The organism is Phenylobacterium sp. (assembly GCF_004297125.1).
Lineage (GTDB): Bacteria > Pseudomonadota > Alphaproteobacteria > Caulobacterales > Caulobacteraceae > Phenylobacterium.
The window spans coordinates 155,724-173,444 of record NZ_SCVD01000021.1 but is presented as its reverse complement, the minus strand read 5'-3'; the positions used below and the strand labels follow the sequence as shown (position 1 = coordinate 173,444).

Below are 17,721 nucleotides of genomic sequence, written 5' to 3'. Positions count from 1 at the left end.
GGGTTTGCGACGAACCGCACCAATTTCTCGTTACTCGGCGAGATCCACCAGCGGGCGGTCGTAGGCGCACATGGTGGCCATGTTCAGGATCTTGGACACGGACGCGCCCAGCGGACAGATCTGCACCGGCTTGGAGAGGCCGAGCAGGATAGGCCCGAGCACCTCCGCCCCGCCCAGCGACTTGACGAGCTGGGTCGAGATAGCGGCCGAATGGATCGCCGGCATGATGAGCACGTTGGCGGGACCGGTCAGCCGCATGAACGGATAGGCGCTGCGGCTCTCGGGATCCAACGCCAGCTCCGGAGGCATTTCGCCCTCGTACTCGAAATCGATCCCGTCGATCTCGTCCAGCATGGCCACCGCGTCGCGGACCCTCGCCGACCGCTCGCCCATCGGATTACCGAAGGTGGAATAGCTCATGAACGCCACCCGCGGCTCGTAGCCCAGGGTGCGCACCGCACGCGCAGCTTCGATCCCGATCTCGACCAGTTCCTCGGCCAGCGGCATCTCGGTGACGTTGGTGTCGGCGATGAACAGGGTGTGGCCCTTGGCCATCACGACGCTCATCCCGATCACCCGGCCGTCGGGCGCGGGGTCGATGACGTTCAGGACCTCCTCGAGCACCTGGTCGAAGTTGCGGGTGACGCCTGTGACCATGCCGTCCGCGTGGCCGAGCGCCACCAGCGCCGCGCCGAAACTGTTGCGGTCCTGGTTGATCAGGCGCTGGACGTCGCGGCGCAGGTAGCCCTCGCGCTGCAGGCGTTCGTACAGATAGTCCACGGAAGCCTGGTTGTGGTGCGAGACCCGGGCGTTCAGCACCTCGATATTGGCCTCCGCCGGCTCGAGACCGGCGGCGCGCATGTTTTCGTGAACCAGATCCTCGCGACCCACCAGGATCGCCTTGCCCAGCCCTTGGGTCTGGAAGGCGTAGGCGGCCCGGATCACCGACTGTTCCTCGCCCTCGGCGAAGACGATGGTCTTCTGGGGGCCGCTCAGCACCGCGCCCTGCAGCTTTTGCAGGAAGGCCGCGGTGGGATCCATCCGCTGCGCCAGCGAGGCGCGGTAGGCGTCCATATCGGCGATCGGTTTGCGCGCCACGCCGCTGTCCATGGCCGCCTGGGCGACGAACGGCGGGATGTAGGACAGCAGACGCGGGTCGAAGGGCGTCGGGATGATGTACTTCGGGCCGAACTTGAGCTGGGCGCCGTGGTAGGCCGCGGCCACTTCGTCCGGCACGTCCTCGCGCGCCAGCATGGCCAGGGCGTTCGCCGTGGCGATCTTCATTTCCATGTTGATCTGGCGGGCGCGCACATCCAGGGCGCCCCGGAACAGGTAAGGGAAGGCCAGGACGTTGTTCACCTGGTTCGGATAGTCGCTGCGCCCCGTGGCCACGATGGCGTCTGGCCGAACCTCGTAGACCTCCTCCGGGGTGATCTCGGGATCGGGGTTGGCCATGGCGAAGATGATCGGCTTGGGCGCCATCATCTTGATGTGGTCCTGGGTCAGGGCGCCCTTGGCGGACACCCCGATGAACACGTCGGCGCCGTCCAGGGCCTCGGCCAGGGTGCGCTTGTCGGTGTCGATGGCGTGGGCGGACTTCCACTGGTTCATGTCGTCGGCGCGGCCGCGCCACAGCACGCCCTTGCGGTCGACCGCGATGACGTTCTCATGTTTCACGCCCAGGGCCTTGATCAGACCCAGGGTGGCGATGCCGGCGGCGCCCGGGCCGTTCAGCACGACCTTCACCTCGGACAGCTTGCGCCCGGTGATCTCGCAGGCGTTGATCAGGCCGGCCGAGCAGATGATGGCCGTACCGTGCTGGTCGTCGTGGAAGACCGGGATGTCCAGCAGCTCCTGGAGCTCGGTCTCGATCCGGAAGCAGTCCGGTGAGCGGATGTCTTCCAGGTTGATGCCGCCATAGGTGACGCCGATGTTCTTGACGACGGTGATGATCTCGTCGGGATCGGTGCAGACCATCTCCACGTCGATGGCGTCCACGTCGGCGAAGCGCTTGAAGAGCACGCCCTTGCCTTCCATCACCGGCTTCGACGCCAGCGCGCCCAGGTTGCCCAGGCCCAGGATCGCGGTCCCGTTCGAGATCACCGCCACCAGGTTGCCCTTCGACGTGTACTCGTAGGCGAGCTCCGGATCCTTGGCGATCGCCAGCACCGGCACGGCCACGCCCGGCGAATAGGCCAGCGACAGGTCACGCTGCGTCGACATCGGCTTGGTGGCCTGGATGCCGATCTTCCCGGGGGTGGGATAGCGGTGGAAGCTCAGCGCCTCCTCGTCGGTGAAGGTGCGCTTTTCGACTTGGTCCATACGTGTTCGGCCCCGACCCCTAGGCATAGTCATTTGGGAAGCGGCCAACCTATAGGGCCGAGTGCATCGGGACAACGCTTGCTGCGGCGCCTGTCACGCTGGGGCAGCGGCCATTCTCGGAACCTTCAGCGACGAGACGGGTTGTAAGTCGCCGGGTGCGGGGGCGCGCATATGGGAGCATGCAAGCCTATGAACAAACGCCTTGCCTTCGCCGCCGTCGCGGTCCTGAGCCTCAGCGCCGCACCGGCCCTGGCGCAATCCACGACGGCCGCGCCGCCGCCGGACACCTCGGCCCCGCCCGCCACCAGCGCGACGCCGCCCGCCGATGAACCGGCCGCCGAACCGGCGCCCACCACCAGCAGCGCGCCCAGCGCCTCCGCTTCCGGGTCCGACGTCAGCGTTACGACCGGCATGGCCGTGAAGGACAACACGGGCGCCACCATCGGCTCGGTCGCGGACGTAAAGACCGGCGCCGACGGCAAGAAGACGGCCACCATCAAGATGGGCGCCGACACCTTCGCGGTGGATACCTCCGCCCTCGCCGTCGCCAGCGGCGCAGCCACGGTCAACGCCAGCCAGGCCGAGATCAAGGACATGCTGAAGAAGAAGTAGTCTCTCTTCGCATCGCCAAAGGAGGGCGGCCCCCGCGGTCGCCCTTTTTCTTGCCTCGACCCACGAAGACCCGCGCTAGTACCTCCGCCGCCGCGTCGGACGGCTTGCGCCCGCCAGTCCCCCCAGCACGCCGCGGATCAGTTCACGGCCGACCTGGCTGCCTATGGTGCGCAGCATCGACTTGGCGAAGGCCTCACCCATGCTCTGGCGGTTCGAGGCGCGGGCCCTGGGCGCCGGCTGGCCGGAGGCCTCGTCGCCGGCCCACGAGCCGCCGCGGGCCTTGGGCTGAGGCGCGGGTTCCGGCTCCGGCTCGGGCTCGGCCTTCTTCTGCAGCATCTCATAAGCGGACTCGCGGTCCACCGTCGTGTCGTAGATCCCACGCACGGGACTCGCGGCCATCACGCCGGCGCGTTCGGGCGGCAGCAGCGGGCCCAGCCGCGACGCCGGGGGGCGGATCAGGGTCTTCTGAACCACGGTCGGGGCGCCCTTCTCGTCCAGCACGGACACCAGCGCCTCGCCGACCCCCAGGGCCTGGATCGCCTCGGCGGTGTCGAAGGCCGGGTTGGTGCGGAAGCTCTCGGAGGCGGCGCGCAGACCCTTCTGGTCGGCGGGCGTATAGGCGCGCAGCGCATGCTGGATGCGGTTGCCGAGCTGGCCCAGCACGGTGTCGGGAATATCGGCCGGGTTCTGGGTGACGAAATAGACGCCCACGCCCTTGGAACGGATCAGGCGGACGACCTGCTCCACCTTCTCAAGCAGCGGCTTGGGCGCGTCGCGGAATAGCAGGTGCGCCTCGTCGAAGAAGAAGGCCAGACGCGGCTTCTCCGGGTCGCCCACCTCGGGCAGCTCCTCGAACAGCTCACTCATCAGCCACAGCAGGAAGGTTGCGTAGAGGCGGGGGCTGGCGATCAGCTTGTTGGCGGCCAGGATGTTGACGTAGCCGCGCCCGGACGGGTCGGTGCGCATGATGTCGGCCAGCGCCAGCGCCGGCTCGCCGAAGATGTTGGCCCCGCCCTCGGTCTCCAGCACCAGCAGGTTGCGCTGGATGGTGGCGATGGTGGTGGGCGAGATGTTGCCGTAGCGGGCCGACAGGTCCTTGGCGTTCTGCGAGGCGTAGGTCAGGGCCGCCTGCAGGTCCTTGAGGTCCAGCAGCAGCAGGCCTTCCTCGTCGGCGGCGCGGAACACCACCATCAGGACGCCTTCCTGGACGTCGTTCAGCTCCAGCATCCGCGAGATCAGCAGCGGGCCCATCTCCGAGACCGTGGCGCGGATCGGGTGGCCGGCCTCGCCGAACAGGTCCCAGAAGACGGTCGGGGCGGCCGCGGGGGTCAGGACCAGGTTCATGCCCTGGGCGCGGGCCAGCATCTTCTCGTTGGGCGCGCCCACCGCGGCGATGCCGGAGAGGTCGCCCTTCACGTCGGCGGCGAAGACCGGCACGCCGGCGTCCGACAGGCCCTGGGCCAGGATCTGCAGCGTCACCGTCTTGCCGGTGCCGGTGGCGCCCGCCACCAGCCCGTGCCGATTGGCGCGGTTGAGCAGAAGCTGCTCCGGATGATCCGAAAACCCGATCAGGACCCCGTTGTCGGCCATGGCTCACTCCTTGCGCTGCCCGCCTTCACTAAGCACCGCCGGCGGCGGGCTCAAACACCCTTGTCGGCGCGGCGCGACGGTGACTCGGCGAGTGCGTCGCGAATTCACGACAGTCCTTGCCGAAAATCCGCTGAAAGCGGGCAAAATCACTCCCCATTGGCGGTAAAGCGGGGTAGAGCACGCCCGATTTGACGGCGCGCGCCGTGCCGCCGACATTGCCGCCCAGCTTCCCCCGAAAGCGCGCATGCCCGCCACCGCCGCCGATCCGGTCTCGCGAAACGCCCTGGTGATCCTGGCGACGATCGCGGGCGGCGCGGTGCTCTACCTATTGTCCGACATCCTGACCCCGCTGGCGCTGGCCATGTTCCTGGCGGTGATGATCGACGGCTTCGCCCGCGTGCTGCAGGTCCGCCTGCCGGGCGTCTCCGCGCGAGCCGCGGTGCCGCTCGCGGTCGTGCTCTCGGTGCTGATCTTCGGCGGGGCGGCGTTCTTCATCGCCGACAACGCCACCAGCTTCGCGGCCCAACTGATCACCTACACCCCCAAGCTGAACGGCCTGATCGCCCGGGTCGCCAGCATGGTCGGCGTCGACGTGCCTCCGACCCTGACCGAACTGGTCCAGCGGCTGGACCCCGCCAGCCACCTGGGCCAGATCGCCCGCGGCCTGCAGAGCTTCGCGTCGACGGCGGCGTTCGTCCTGGTCTACCTCGGCTTCATCCTCGCCTCGCGGAGCGGCTGGGAGCGCAAGGCGGTCAACCTGTTCGCCAGCCGCGAGGAGCGCCAGGAAGCCGTCTCGGCGTTCCTGCGGATCCGGAACGGCGTCGAGCAGTACCTCTGGGTCCAGACCATCACGGGGCTGATGATCGCCGCGGCCTCATGGCTCGCCATGGTGACGGTCGGCCTCGACAACGCGCTGTTCTGGGCGATCCTGATCTTCATCGCCTCCTACATCCCCGTGGTGGGCGGCATCGTCGCGGTGGCGCTGCCCCCGATCTTCGCCCTGGTCCAGTTCGAGACTCTCTGGCAGGCCATCGTGCTGTTCGGCGTCCTGCAGGTGATCGGGATGTTCGTGGGCAACGTCGTCCAGCCCCGGATGCAGGGCCGCAGCCTCAACATGGACCCCATCGTCCTGTTGCTGGCCCTGGCCTTCTGGAGCGTGCTCTGGGGCCTGCCCGGCGCATTCCTGTCGACGCCGCTGACCACGGTCATGATGGTGATCCTGGCCCAGTTCCCCGGCACGCGCTGGATCGCCGTACTGCTCTCCGCCGACGGCGACCCGGGCCAGTTGAAGCACCATCCCGTCGAGCCCCCATCGCCGGCGGGTCCGGCCAAGCCCGCCTCCCGATCCACGGCCAAGCCGGCCGCCGAACGCCGCTCCAAGAACTTGAGACCCAGGACTTAAACTGTGACCTGCCTCTCCCTATCTAATGTTGGTCGGACGACACAGTCGCCCGGCGGGTGCGTCCGTCCCCCAACCCCCCGGACGCAGCGAGCACCCAGCGTTCCGTCGCTCCCCCACGACGAACGCACGCGGCGCCGGACACTCTCCTCCGGCGCCGTTCTCGCGTCCGGTCCAATCCTTGCTCTGAAAGAGTCGGCCGTTCCGGCCGAGGAGCGGCGGTCATGAGCCGCGCCCCCCGCATCGGATCAGGGTTGGCCAAGGCCCTCCAGAACGAACTCAAGGACGACGCTGCGCAAGCCGGCGCGAAGGCCTTCGGCAAGCAGGCCGCCGAAGACGCGCAGCCGGACGAACTGCCCGAGCTGTCCACCGCCGACCTCGCCAGGAACCTCGCCGACTTCTGGCGCTTCGCCGAGCGCCGCCGCGGACGCGCGGCCCAGATCCGCATCGCCCCCGCCATCGGCGCCGAATTGGACCGCCTGGAGATCGTGCAGGACGACGCGCCGTTCCTGGTGGACAGCGTCATGGGCGAGATCTCCGACCAGGGCCTGTCGGTGCGGGCCATGTTCCACCCCATCGTCGAGGTCCAGCGCGACCGCACCGGCCAGCGTGGCGACGCCGGCGGGGTCCGCCGGGAGTCGATGATCGAGGTCCTGCTCGAGAACATCGGCCCCGACCGCGAGCGGGCGCTGGTCGACGGCGTGAAAGCCACCCTCGCCGACGTCCGCGCGGCGGTGGAGGACTTCCCCGCCATGCTGGCGCTGATGACGAAGTCGGTTTCCGAACTGGAGGCCTCGGGCAAGGCCCAGCCGGACGAGGTCGAGTTCCTCAACTGGCTGCACGCCCAGCACTTCGTGTTCCTGGGCGCTCGGGTCTACGAGTACCCCCGGCTGAAGAGCGGCGAGTACGCCGCCGAGGAACCGGTCTACCAGGCCAAGGACGGCCTGGGCGTGCTGCGCGACCCCGAACGGACCGTTCTGCGCCGCGCCAACGAGCCGGCCGTGCTGATGAGCGCCGTGAAGGACCGCATCGTCCGCGACCCCGCGATCACCATCGCCAAGTCGAACGTCAAGAGCCGCGTCCACCGCCGCGGCTACATGGACTACGTGGGCATCAAGCGCTACGGCGAGGACGGTCGACCCAGCGGCGAGGTCCGTTTCGTCGGCCTGTTCACCGCAGAGGCCTACGACCAGCCCGCCGGGGTGGTGCCGCTGATCCGCGAGAAGGTCTCCCGCGTCATGAAGCGCGCCGGGGCGGCGCCGGGCAGCTACAACGAGAAGCGCCTCAAGAACATCGTCGAGAACCATCCCCGCGACGAACTCTTCCAGGTCAGCGAGGACGAACTCCTGGCCATGGCCATGGGCATCCTCCACCTGTCGGACCGTCCGCGCGTGAAGCTGTTCGAGCGCCGCGACCCGTTCGACCGTTTCGCCTCGGTCCTGCTGTTCGTTCCGCGCGACCGCTACGATTCCGATCTGCGCAAGCGGGCCGGCGAGCTCCTGGCCGAGGCCTACGGCGGACGGATCTCGGCCTACTACCCCAGCTTCAACGACACGCCCCTGGCGCGGGTCCACTTCATCGTCGGCTTCACGCCGGGCCAGCATCGCCGGCCCGACCTGCGTGAGGTCGAGGCCGAGATCGCCGAGGCGGCGCGCACCTGGGAGGACCGGTTCGACGCCGCCGTGCGGGGCAGCGGCCGCGATCCGGACGCCGTGGCGCCGATGGTGGCCCGCTATCGCGACGCCTTCCCCGCAGGCTACCGCGACCGCTTCGACGCCGCCGAAGCCCTGGCCGACGTGGCGGAGTTCGAGGCCTTCGGCGAGGGCCAGACGATCCGGGCGCGAGCCTATCGCACGGCCGCCGACGGACCTCTGCATTTCCGGTTCAAGCTCTATCGCCGGCGCGACCCCGCGCCGCTGGCCGACGTGCTGCCGATCCTCGAGAGCATGGGCCTGAAGGCCATGGCCGAGGCCGGCTTCAAGGTCTCCCCCGAGGGCCAGGACCCCTTCTGGGTCCACGACTTCGAGATCGAGGACCCGCGCGGCGGCAACCTGGTCTTCGCCGAGATCCGCGACGTCTTCGAGGACGCCGTGGTCGCCGTGTGGACCGGCCGCACCGAGAACGACGGCTTCAACCGCCTGGTGATGGAGCTCTCCATCCCGTGGCGCGACGCCGCCCTGGTCCGTGCGCTCGCGCGCTACCGGCAACAGTCCGGCCTCGACCCGTCGCAACGCGTGCAGGAGCAGGCCCTGTCGAACCATCCGGGCGTCACCCGGCTGATCCTCGACCTGTTCCGCATCAAGTTCGACCCCGCGATCGCCGCCGACCTCGAGGCCCGCCAGGCGCAGGCCAAGGCGGTGATGGACGAGATCGTCGAGGCCCTGCAGCTGGTCGAAAGCCTGGACGACGACCGCGTGCTGCGCCGCCTGGCCCTGCTGGTCGGCGCGGTCCAGCGCACCAACTTCTACCAGCGCACGCCCGACGGGGCGGTGAAGCCCTACATCTCGTTCAAGGTGGCCTCGGGCTCGCTGGCCGACCTGCCGGCGCCCAAGCCGTTCCGCGAGATCTTCGTCTGGTCGACCCAGGTCGAGGGCGTGCATCTGCGCTTCGGGCCGGTCGCCCGCGGCGGCCTGCGGTGGAGCGACCGGCGCGACGACTTCCGCACCGAGGTCTTGGGACTGGTGAAGGCTCAGCAGGTCAAGAACGCGGTGATCGTGCCCGTGGGCTCCAAGGGCGGCTTCTATCCGAAGCAGCTCCCCAAGGGCTCGCCCGACGCCATCCGCGCCGAGGCGATCAGCGCCTACAAGACCTTCCTGTTCGGCCTGCTAGACCTGACCGACAATCTGGACGCCAAGGGCAAGGTAATTCCGCCCGACGGGGTGGTGGTCCACGACGGCGACGACCCTTACCTGGTCGTGGCCGCCGACAAGGGCACCGCCACCTTCTCCGACATCGCCAACGGCGTGGCGGAATCCTACGGCTTCTGGCTGGGCGACGCGTTCGCCTCCGGCGGCTCGGTGGGCTACGATCACAAGGTCATGGGCATCACCGCCCGCGGCGCGTGGGAGGCGGTGAAACGCCACTTCCGCGAGATGGGCAAGGACATCCAGTCCGAGCCCTTCACCGTGGTCGGCTGCGGCGACATGTCGGGCGACGTGTTCGGCAACGGCATGCTGCTGTCGCGGCAGATCAGGCTGCAGGCGGCCTTCGACCACCGCCACATCTTCCTCGACCCCGATCCGGACCCGGCCAAGAGCTACGCCGAGCGCGAGCGCATGTTCGCCCTGCCCCGCTCCTCCTGGGACGACTACGACAAGAAGAAGATCAGCAAGGGCGGCGGCGTCTTCCCCCGCACCCTGAAATCGATCCCGCTCACCGCCGAGGTGCGCCGGTTCCTCGGGACCGACGCGGAGGCGCTGTCCCCGGCCGAGGTCATCAACCTGATCCTGAAGGCCCCCGCCGAGCTGCTCTACCTGGGCGGCATCGGCACCTATGTGAAGGCCAGGGCCGAGTCCAACATGGACGCCGGCGACAAGGCCAACGATGCGGTGCGGGTCAACGGCGCGGACCTGCGGGTCAAGGTGGTGGGCGAAGGCGCCAACCTGGGCCTGACCCAGGCGGGCCGGATCGAGTTCGCCGAGCACGGCGGCCGGGTCGAGACCGACGCCATCGACAATTCGGCCGGCGTCGACTCCTCCGACCACGAGGTGAACATCAAGATCACCACCGGCATCCTGGAGCGCCAGGGCAAGCTCACGCGGGCCCAGCGCAACAAGCTGCTGCCGTCGATGACCGACGACGTGGCCCGCCACGTGCTGGTGCACAACTACGACCAGACCCTGGCGCTCTCGCTGCTGGAGCTGGACACCGTGGGCGAGCTCGAGCCGCACGCGCGGTTCATGGCCGAACTGGAGCAGGCCGGCCGCCTGGACCGCGCGGTCGAGGGCCTGCCCGACGGGCTGACGATCCAGGAGCGGCTGAAGGCCGGCCGCGGCCTCTACCGGCCCGAGCTGGCGGTGCTGCTGGCCTACGGCAAGCTGGAGCTGAAGCGGGACATCGTCGCTAGCCACGCGCCCGACGATCCGTTCTTCGAAGGCCGGCTGGAGGCCTATTTCCCCAAGCCGCTGCGGAAGTACAAGGAGGCGATCCGCCAGCACCGGCTGCGGCCGGAGATCATCGCCACGGTCGTCGCCAACGACATCATCAACCGCTGCGGGCCCAGTTTCCCGTCGCGGACCATGACCTCGGCCGGTTGCGACGTGGTGGCCTTCACCGCGGGCTACGAGGCGGCCAAGCAGGCGCTCGACTTCGAGAAGCTATGGGCCGACGTCGAGGCGCTGGATCTCAAGATCCCGGCCAGCGGCCAGATGGCGCTGTTCCGCCGCCTGGTCACCGGGTTGCGGGGCGCCACGTTCTGGCTGGCGCGCCGCGCGGGCCGCGAAGGCCTGAACGTCGCGGAGCTCACCGCCCGATACGCTCCCGGCTTCAAGAGCCTGCACGGCCTCCTGCCCGAGATCCTGTCGAAGGCCGAGCGGGCCGGGGTGGATGGCCAGGTCGCCCGGCTCACCGAGGCCGGGGCGCCGCAGGCCATGGCACAGGCGGCCGCGGTGCTGGGGCCGCTGACCAACGCCGCCGACCTGGTGGACCTGGCGGAGGCCTCGAGCTGGCCGCTGCCCAATGTGGCGCGGCTCTACTACGCGACCGGCGCCGCGTTCGCCTTCGACCGCCTGCGGGCGGCGGCGGGCGAGTTCCGCGCCGGCGACATCTTCGAACGCACCGCGCTGCGGCGCCTGATCGAGGACCTGCTCGCCGAGCAGGCCCAGCTCACCCGCGCGATCATGGCCTTCGCCGGCGGGGCGCAGGCGGGCGAGGACGACGCCCACGCCAGGAACGCGGTCTCGGCCTGGGTGGCGCTGCGGCCCGACCAGGCGCGCGCGGCGACCCGCACGGTCGAAGAAATCGAGGCTGGCGGTGGCGCCTGGACCTTCGCCAAGCTCACCATCGCCAACGCCGCCCTGCGCGAACTGGCCGCCGAAGCGGCCAGCGGACGGAAACGCCGGGGCTGACGCCGGCCGGTTCCACCTCCGCCGCCCGTTCGACGGCCGTTCGGGGCGGGCGTCGCGGGGAGAGGCCGGTCGGGGAGACCCGGCCTGTGTGGCGGCGGAGGCAGGTCCGCGGCCGCGGGGATCGGGTGCGGCCGGGATGGGCGTCGGCATGGGTAGCTTGCGCCCGGCGGCCGGCGTCCGCACGCCGGATGCGATGGAAGCCGCCCGAACGTCGACGAACGTCAGCCCGCGCTCACGCCGAGACGGCCCAGGACCGCCTTCACATAGGTCGGCCCCACCGCCACGTTCACGCCGTCCCGCAGGACCAGCGAGACCAGGCCCTTGCCCTGACGCTGGACCTCCTGGACGCGGTTGAGGTTCACGAACGCCGAGCGGTGGACGCGGGTCAGCAGCTCGGGGTCCAGCATGTCCTCGAGCGCCGTCATGGTCACGCGGTGTATGTGGCTGCGGGTCGGCGTGTGGAGCAGTACATAGTCCCGGGCGGCTTCGATCCAGTCGAGGTCGGCCGACGAAACCCGCACGTGGCCGTTGCGGCCCGGGACCCAGAACGAGACGGCCTCCGGCGCGAGCGAAGCGGGCTCGGCCGGGGCTGCGGCCTCCTTCAGCGTCCGGCGGCGGCGCGCCCGCTCCACGGCCTGGCGCAGGCGGTCGAAGCGCACCGGCTTCAACAGATAATCGGCGGCCTCCACGTCGAAGGCGTCGGCCCCGTACATTTCGAAGGCGGTGACGAAGACGATCTCCGGGCGGTCCTCGAGCGGCAGGGTGGCGGCCACCGACAGGCCGCTGCGCTCGGGCATCTGGATGTCCAGCATGACCAGGTCGGGCTTGAGCGCCTGAACCTGCTCTAGGGCTTCGCGGCCGTTCCGCGCCACTCCCGCGACCTCGACGCCGGCGATCTGCTCGAACAGCGCCTGCAACCGCTCCAGCGCGGCGGGCTCGTCATCCACCAGAAGCACACGCATGTCAGGCCGCCCGCGCCGCCCGCGGCTTCACGGACCGGATCAGCGGCATCCGAACCAGGGCGAGGAAGCCCCGCTCCCGCGCGGTGGTCTGCAGGACGCCGCGGGGCCCGTACAGCACTTCCAGGCGCTGGCGGATGTTCTTCAGGCCGACGCCGGCGCCCTTCGCCGGCTCGCCCGACCGTTCGGCGTCGTCCTCGACCAGGACCACCAGGTCGTCGCCGTCGCGGGCGACCTCCAGGCGCACGGTGACCGGCCCCGACGCGCGCGACACGCCGTGTTTGATGGCGTTCTCGATCAGGGGCTGGAGGATGAAGCTGGGGGCCAAGGCCCCGCGAAGCTCATCCGGGCAGGAGAAATCCACGCCAAGACGGTCGCGGAAGCGCACGCTCTCGATCTCCAGATAGGCCTGGATCGTCGCCAGCTCGTCCTCCAGCGGGATAAGCCCCTCCGGATCGGCGGCCAGCGTCACCCGCAGGAACTCCGCCAGCTTCTCCAGCATGGACTCGGCCTCGTCGTTCCGCCGGGTGATCACGGCGGAGGAGACGGCGTTCAGGGTGTTGAACAGGAAATGCGGGTTGAGCTGGTAGCGAAGAGCCGCCAGGCGCGCCTCCGTCGCGGCCGCCTCCGCCTGGGCGGTGGCCGTGCGGGCGTCGGCCAGTTGGCGCTCGTGCTCGATGAGAGCCCGGTGCGCCAGCGTCATCATGTAGAGCGCACCTACCAGACCGAACATCCAGGCATAGGCGAAGAGGTTGCTGACCCCGCGGAACAGCAGGTCGTTCGGAGTCGGGGGCTTGGCGTCGGGCGCCACCAGGCCGCGCAGGACGCCGCCCAGGGTCAGGTCGACGATGGCCGTCACCGCGCCGCCCAAGAAGGCTGCGGCCAGGAGGCTCGCATACCGTGCGGCGGCCGGGCGCCGCCGCAACCAGGTCACCATCCGGTAGACCACGGGCGAAAGCACCAGCCCCGTCGCGGCGATCAGCAGCACGCTGACGACCGTCGTCGGCTTCATCGTCCCCCCCAGCGCGCGGGGCAGGATGTTGAAGACGACGTCCATCCCCCAGATCGCGACGGTGAGCCAGACGGCCTGCCGGATCGTCGCCCGGTCAGCCGCCCGCGAGGAAGAAGCGTTCATCCGGACAGATATAGCCCGGCCAGGTGATCCGGACGCCAGCGTTCGTCGCAAGTGTGACCGGTCCGGTCGATCCGGGCGGCGAGGCCGGTGGCGCGTTCGTCGCGCCGGGGGCGAGTTCCGCCGCTCAATCGCAAGCGTGGTGGGATGGGTCTAGCCGTGCCTGACGGGCTCGCTCGCCGCGGTCACGCTGGCCACGTTCCAACGAATGCTCATGGAGTTCCGAACGTGCGTAAGCTCATCGCCCTGGCCGCCGTCGCAGGCGCCGCCGCCCTGTCCTCCGCGGCGCAGGCCGAGACCATCTTCTTCCAGACCTTCACCGACGGCCTGACCGCCAGCGAGAGCCTGGGCGGATCCTTCAAGGCTGAGAGCGGACGCGTTGGGCACACCAGCGGTGTCTACGGCAATTTCGACTATTCCTACTATCAGGTGGCCCTGGACCTGACGCATTTCACCGACGCGCTGCTGACGTTCGACTACGACCTCGTGTCGGAGCAGTTCTACGACGGCTTCAACGTCGCGGCATCGACGACCAGCGCCTTCGACCCGAGCAAGGTCATCCGCTCATTGGCCAACGAGTTCTACCAGCCGATGACCAACAACCTGTCGCACCTAGGGCGCACGGCCGTCACGGGCAGCCGGCAAGGCACGACGCAGTTCGACCTGAGCCAGTTCGCCGGCGGCACGGTGAACCTGCGCTTCCAGTTCCAGTCCGACTATTCGGCCTTCGCCCGCGGTCTCCTGCTCGACAACGTCATCGTCACCGGGACGCCCGCGGTCTCGGCGGCGCCCGAACCGGCCGCGTGGGCCCTGATGATCCTGGGCTTCGGAGCCGCGGGCTCGATGCTGCGCCGCCGACGGCTCGCCGCCGCCTAGGTCCCGAGGGTGAACGGCACCGTGCGGCGCTCGTGCTTCGGCACGCTGAGCCGCCGGTCCACCGGGGGGAAGGCCCGCTGGGCGCAGTCGTCGCGCTCGCAGATGCGGCAGCTCACCCCGATCGGCGCGGCCGGGCCCTTCAGGTCCAGGCCCTCGGAATAGACCAGCTCGTGGGCGTGGGCGATCTCGCAGCCGAAGCCCAGCACATAGCGCCGGTCGGGGGCCAGGTAGCTCTCGGACCGCTTCACCACCGCCCGGGCCACGCACAGGTAGCGGTCGCCGTCCGGCATTGAGGCCACCTGCACCAGGAAACGGTCGGGTGAGGCCACCGCGTCGTGGACGTTCCACAGCGGACAGGCGCCGCCGAAGCGCGCGAACCGGAAGCGGGTGGCGCTGTGGCGCTTGGTGATGTTGCCGGCGTAGTCCAGCCGCACGAAGTAGAAGGGCACCCCGCGCTGGCCGGGCCGCTGCAGGGTCGAGAGCCGGTGGCACACCTGCTCCAGGCTGGCCCCGAAATGGGCGGCCAACTGCTCGACGTCGTGGCGCTGTTCGCGCGCGGCGGCGGCGAAACGGCGATAGGGCGTCATCAGCGCGCCCGCGCCATAGTTGCCCAGACCGACGCGACAGACGTCGACCGCCTCCGGGCTCTTGAACCGCGCCTGGCCGAGCTCGGACTCGATGATGTCCGAAAGGTTGGCCACCGCCACGTGGTAGGCCATCTGGAACGCTCGCGTGGCCGCCGGCTGGGCCGAGTTCAGCCAGAGCTCGTGCGTCGCCGGGTCGTAGCGCCGCATGGTGTCCCCCAGCGGGGCATAGCGCACCCGCACGCCCAGCCGCTCGCGCAGGTACATCTCCAGCAGCATGTCCGCCGAGGCCGGCCCGTCCAGGCCGATCTCCTGGGCCAGGTCCTCCGCCGCCCGGTCGAGGACGTCGATGTAGTTGTCCTTGAAATGGAAGAAGTCGCGCACCTCTTCGTAGGGCAGCAGCGAACTGGCCGACATGGCCTCGTCCAGCGACACGGCTTCCTCGGTCAGCTTCAGGCGCTCGCCCAGCCGGTGGTTGGCGCGGTGCAGGTCCAGGAACCGGCGGGCCAGGCCGGGCGATTGCAGGGCGACCTGTTTGAGCTCGCTGAGCGGAATCGGCGCCTCGGCCGAGCCGCTGTCCGCCACCGCCTCGCGCAGGTCGGCGATCAGCCGCTGGTCGTTGTCGGCCTCGAAGGTCTCGGCCGGCACGCCGAAGGTCTCGATCAGCCCCATGAGCACCCGGTCGGTCACTGGCCGCTGGTTGGCTTCGATCTGTGAAAGATAGCTCACCGAGATACCGAGCCTTCGGGCGCACGCCTCCAGCCGCCAGCCGTTCCGGGCGCGCAGCGCCCGCACCTTCGGCCCGACGAAAAGCTTGTAGCGCATTTTACAATTTCACAACTGCGGCGCCCGGAGGAGCCAACTCTTCGCACGATGTCATTTGAACGGCGAGAGAAAACAGCGCCATTTCGCCGCCGAGTATCCCGCTGCGTCATCCCCGTCGGCACAAGCTCAACTTCACCGGCTTGTGTGGATTTGCATACTCCACCGGAGCGAAGCATGACCCGAGAGAACATCCACCACCTGCCCCGGCTCGGCATGTCGGGCGCCATGCGCCTGTTCGGGCTGACCGCCCGCGCGCTGCGCTTCTACGAAGAGAAGGGGCTGGTCGAGGCGCGCCGCGACCGTCTGAACGCGCGCTACTACGACCCCATCGCCCGCCAGCGGCTCGAATGGATCGCCCGCCTGCGCAAGGCCGGTGTCTCCCTGCCGGACATCGAAGACGTGCTGCGCGCCGACGAGGACGGCCGCGGCCGGGAGTGCGCGGTGGGCAAGCTGGAACGCCGCCGCGAGACGCTGAAGGCCGAGCTGAGCCAGCTCGACGAGGTCCTCACCGAACTCAACACGCCTCGCACCGACGGCGCGGCGCGGCGCCTGGGCATCGGCGCCAAGGCGTAGACGCCGCAGGCGTCATTAAGCGCGGAAGACGCAGAGAGCGCAGGAGGCGACGCTGGCCTTCTGCGCTTTCGCGCCTTGAATCTAGTGCCGGAACACCCGCACGCCGGTGAAGACCATCGCCAGGCCACGTTCGTCGGCCGCCTCGATCACCTTGGCGTCGCCGATGGAGCCGCCGGGCTGGATCACCGCCGTGCAGCCCGCGTCCGCCGCCTGGATCAGGCCGTCTGGGAACGGGAAGAACGCCTCCGACGCACAGGCCGAGCCGTTCAGGTCCAGGCCGAAGTCGGCGGCGCGCAGGGCCGCGATGCGGGCCGAGTCCTTGCGGTTCATCTGGCCCGCGCCGACGCCCAGGGTCTGGCCCCCGCGCGCATAGACGATGGCGTTCGACTTCACGTGCTTGGCGATGGTGAAGGCGAACAGCATGTCGCGGACCTCCGCCTCCGTGGGCGCGCGCCTGGTCACAACCTTCAGGTCATCGGGCGTCAGACGCGTCACGTCGCGGCTCTGGGTCAGGAACCCGCCGGCTACCGACTTGAACACCGGTCCGGCCGACGTGGGGTCGGGCAACCCGCCGGTGGTCAGCAGGCGCACGTTCTTCTTCTTGGCGAACAGGGCGACAGCCTCTTCGTCGGCGTCCGGTGCGATCACCACCTCGGTGAAGATCTCCAGGATCCGGGCCGCCGTGGCCGCATCCAGCTTCGAGTTCAGGGCGACGATACCGCCGAACGCGCTGGTGGGATCGCAGGCCAGCGCCCGGTCGTAGGCTTCGGCCAGCGAGGCGCCCGTCGCCACGCCGCAGGGGTTGGCGTGCTTGATGATCGCCACGGCCGGCCCCTTGGCCGGATCAAACTCGGCGATCAGCTCGAAGGCGGCGTCGGTGTCGTTGATGTTGTTGTAGCTGAGCTCCTTGCCCTGGAGCTGCTTCGCGGTCGCCACGCCCGTGCGCGGGTCGGGAAAGCGGTAGAAGGCCGCCGACTGGTGCGGGTTCTCACCGTAGCGCATCGTCTGCACCAGCTCGCCGGCGAACGACAGGCGCTTGGGCGCCGTCTCGCCCAGCGCGTACGCGAACCAGGTCGAGATCGCCGCGTCATAGGCCGCGGTCCGGCCATAGGCCCGGGCCGCCAGGCTCTTGCGGAGCTTGAGCGAGGTCGCGCCGCCGGCCGCCAGTTCGGTCAGCACCTCGACCATGTCGTCGATGTCGGTGCAGACGGCGACGTAGCCGTGGTTCTTGGCCGCCGAGCGGATCATCGCGGGGCCGCCGATGTCGATGTTCTCGACGCAGGTCTCGTAGTCCGCGCCCGAGGCCATGGTCTGCTCGAACGGGTAGAGGTTGACGTAGACAAGGTCGATCGCACCGATCCCGTGCTCGTCCATCGCCTGCTTGTGGGCCGCGGCGTCACGGACGCCCAGCAGGCCGCCGTGGACGATGGGATGCAGCGTCTTCACCCGCCCGTCCATCATCTCGGGGAAGCCGGTCAGGTCCGAGACGTCCTTCACCGGCAGGCCGGCCTCGGCGATGGCCTTGCGGGTGCCGCCGGTGGAGACCAGCTCCACGCCCAGCGCGGCGAGCTGTTTCGCGGCCTCGATCAGACCGGTCTTGTCCGAGACCGAGATCAGGGCGCGGCGGACGGTGACCTTGTCGGGGGCGGCGGGGAAATCGGGGGCTGCGGGCACGGCATTCTCCTCTGAAGCTGGAAGGAAAAATGCCCAGGCGCGCGGCGTGATGAGATTCCGCGCTCCCCGGTGGTCACCCACCTTCAGTCGCCAGTCACGCGGAATGGCG

Annotated in this window: 11 protein-coding genes and 1 riboswitch; of the genes, 5 read left to right on the top strand and 6 right to left on the bottom strand. The window is 69.5% G+C overall.

Annotation, left to right across the window (positions count from 1 at the left end; all coding sequences use genetic code 11):
* Positions 1-30: 30 nt before the first annotated feature.
* A complete protein-coding gene (locus tag EPO51_RS13910) occupies positions 31-2,322 on the bottom strand; it encodes an NADP-dependent malic enzyme (RefSeq protein ID WP_293351490.1) in 2,292 nt (763 codons plus the stop codon).
* A gap of 189 nt (positions 2,323-2,511) precedes the next feature.
* Between EPO51_RS13910 and EPO51_RS13905 the strand changes: the two genes are divergently transcribed.
* Positions 2,512-2,934: a hypothetical protein gene (locus EPO51_RS13905; RefSeq protein WP_293351488.1), complete on the top strand. Its 423-nt coding sequence runs from the start codon at positions 2,512-2,514 to the stop codon at positions 2,932-2,934.
* 75 nt (positions 2,935-3,009) lie between these two features.
* Here EPO51_RS13905 and EPO51_RS13900 read toward each other — a convergent pair whose 3' ends face one another.
* Positions 3,010-4,524 carry a helicase HerA-like domain-containing protein gene (locus EPO51_RS13900; RefSeq protein WP_293351486.1) on the bottom strand — a complete coding sequence of 505 codons (1,515 nt, stop codon included), beginning with the start codon at positions 4,522-4,524 and terminating at the stop codon, positions 3,010-3,012.
* Positions 4,525-4,768: 244 nt separating this feature from the next.
* On the opposite strand from EPO51_RS13900, the gene EPO51_RS13895 reads away from it, so the two are divergent.
* Both EPO51_RS13895 and EPO51_RS13890 read left to right on the top strand, forming a co-directional pair.
* Entirely contained in the window at positions 4,769-5,926 is a 1,158-nt protein-coding gene (locus EPO51_RS13895) for an AI-2E family transporter (RefSeq protein ID WP_293351484.1), read from the top strand.
* A 221-nt stretch (positions 5,927-6,147) separates the two neighbouring features.
* Entirely contained in the window at positions 6,148-10,989 is a 4,842-nt protein-coding gene (locus tag EPO51_RS13890) for an NAD-glutamate dehydrogenase (RefSeq protein ID WP_293351482.1), read from the top strand.
* Between the two features lie 221 nt (positions 10,990-11,210).
* On the opposite strand, the gene EPO51_RS13885 is transcribed toward EPO51_RS13890, so the two are convergent.
* Both EPO51_RS13885 and EPO51_RS13880 read right to left on the bottom strand, forming a co-directional pair.
* The gene (locus tag EPO51_RS13885) at positions 11,211-11,951 is read right to left on the bottom strand and encodes a LytR/AlgR family response regulator transcription factor (protein WP_293351480.1); all 741 of its coding nucleotides are present in this window, start codon (positions 11,949-11,951) and stop codon (positions 11,211-11,213) included.
* Position 11,952: 1 nt separating this feature from the next.
* On the bottom strand, positions 11,953-13,083 hold the full coding sequence (locus tag EPO51_RS13880; protein ID WP_293351478.1) for a sensor histidine kinase: 1,131 nt from the start codon (positions 13,081-13,083) through the stop codon (positions 11,953-11,955).
* A gap of 225 nt (positions 13,084-13,308) precedes the next feature.
* Here EPO51_RS13880 and EPO51_RS13875 point away from each other — a divergent pair, with 225 nt between their 5' ends.
* The gene (locus EPO51_RS13875) at positions 13,309-13,956 is read left to right on the top strand and encodes a PEPxxWA-CTERM sorting domain-containing protein (RefSeq protein WP_293351476.1); all 648 of its coding nucleotides are present in this window, start codon (positions 13,309-13,311) and stop codon (positions 13,954-13,956) included.
* On the opposite strand, the gene EPO51_RS13870 is transcribed toward EPO51_RS13875, so the two are convergent.
* The gene (locus EPO51_RS13870) at positions 13,953-15,365 is read right to left on the bottom strand and encodes a helix-turn-helix domain-containing protein (protein ID WP_293351474.1); all 1,413 of its coding nucleotides are present in this window, start codon (positions 15,363-15,365) and stop codon (positions 13,953-13,955) included. The genes EPO51_RS13875 and EPO51_RS13870 overlap by 4 nt on opposite strands.
* 174 nt (positions 15,366-15,539) lie before the next feature.
* Here EPO51_RS13870 and EPO51_RS13865 point away from each other — a divergent pair, with 174 nt between their 5' ends.
* Positions 15,540-15,938 (top strand): helix-turn-helix domain-containing protein, encoded by a 399-nt coding sequence (locus EPO51_RS13865; RefSeq protein WP_293351472.1) that lies wholly within the window; start codon positions 15,540-15,542, stop codon positions 15,936-15,938.
* Positions 15,939-16,019: 81 nt separating this feature from the next.
* Here EPO51_RS13865 and purH read toward each other — a convergent pair whose 3' ends face one another.
* Positions 16,020-17,612 carry a bifunctional phosphoribosylaminoimidazolecarboxamide formyltransferase/IMP cyclohydrolase gene (gene purH, locus EPO51_RS13860; protein ID WP_293351470.1) on the bottom strand — a complete coding sequence of 531 codons (1,593 nt, stop codon included), beginning with the start codon at positions 17,610-17,612 and terminating at the stop codon, positions 16,020-16,022.
* A gap of 24 nt (positions 17,613-17,636) precedes the next feature.
* Positions 17,637-17,720, bottom strand: a riboswitch (ZMP/ZTP riboswitch).
* Between the last annotated feature and the right edge of the window lies 1 nt (position 17,721).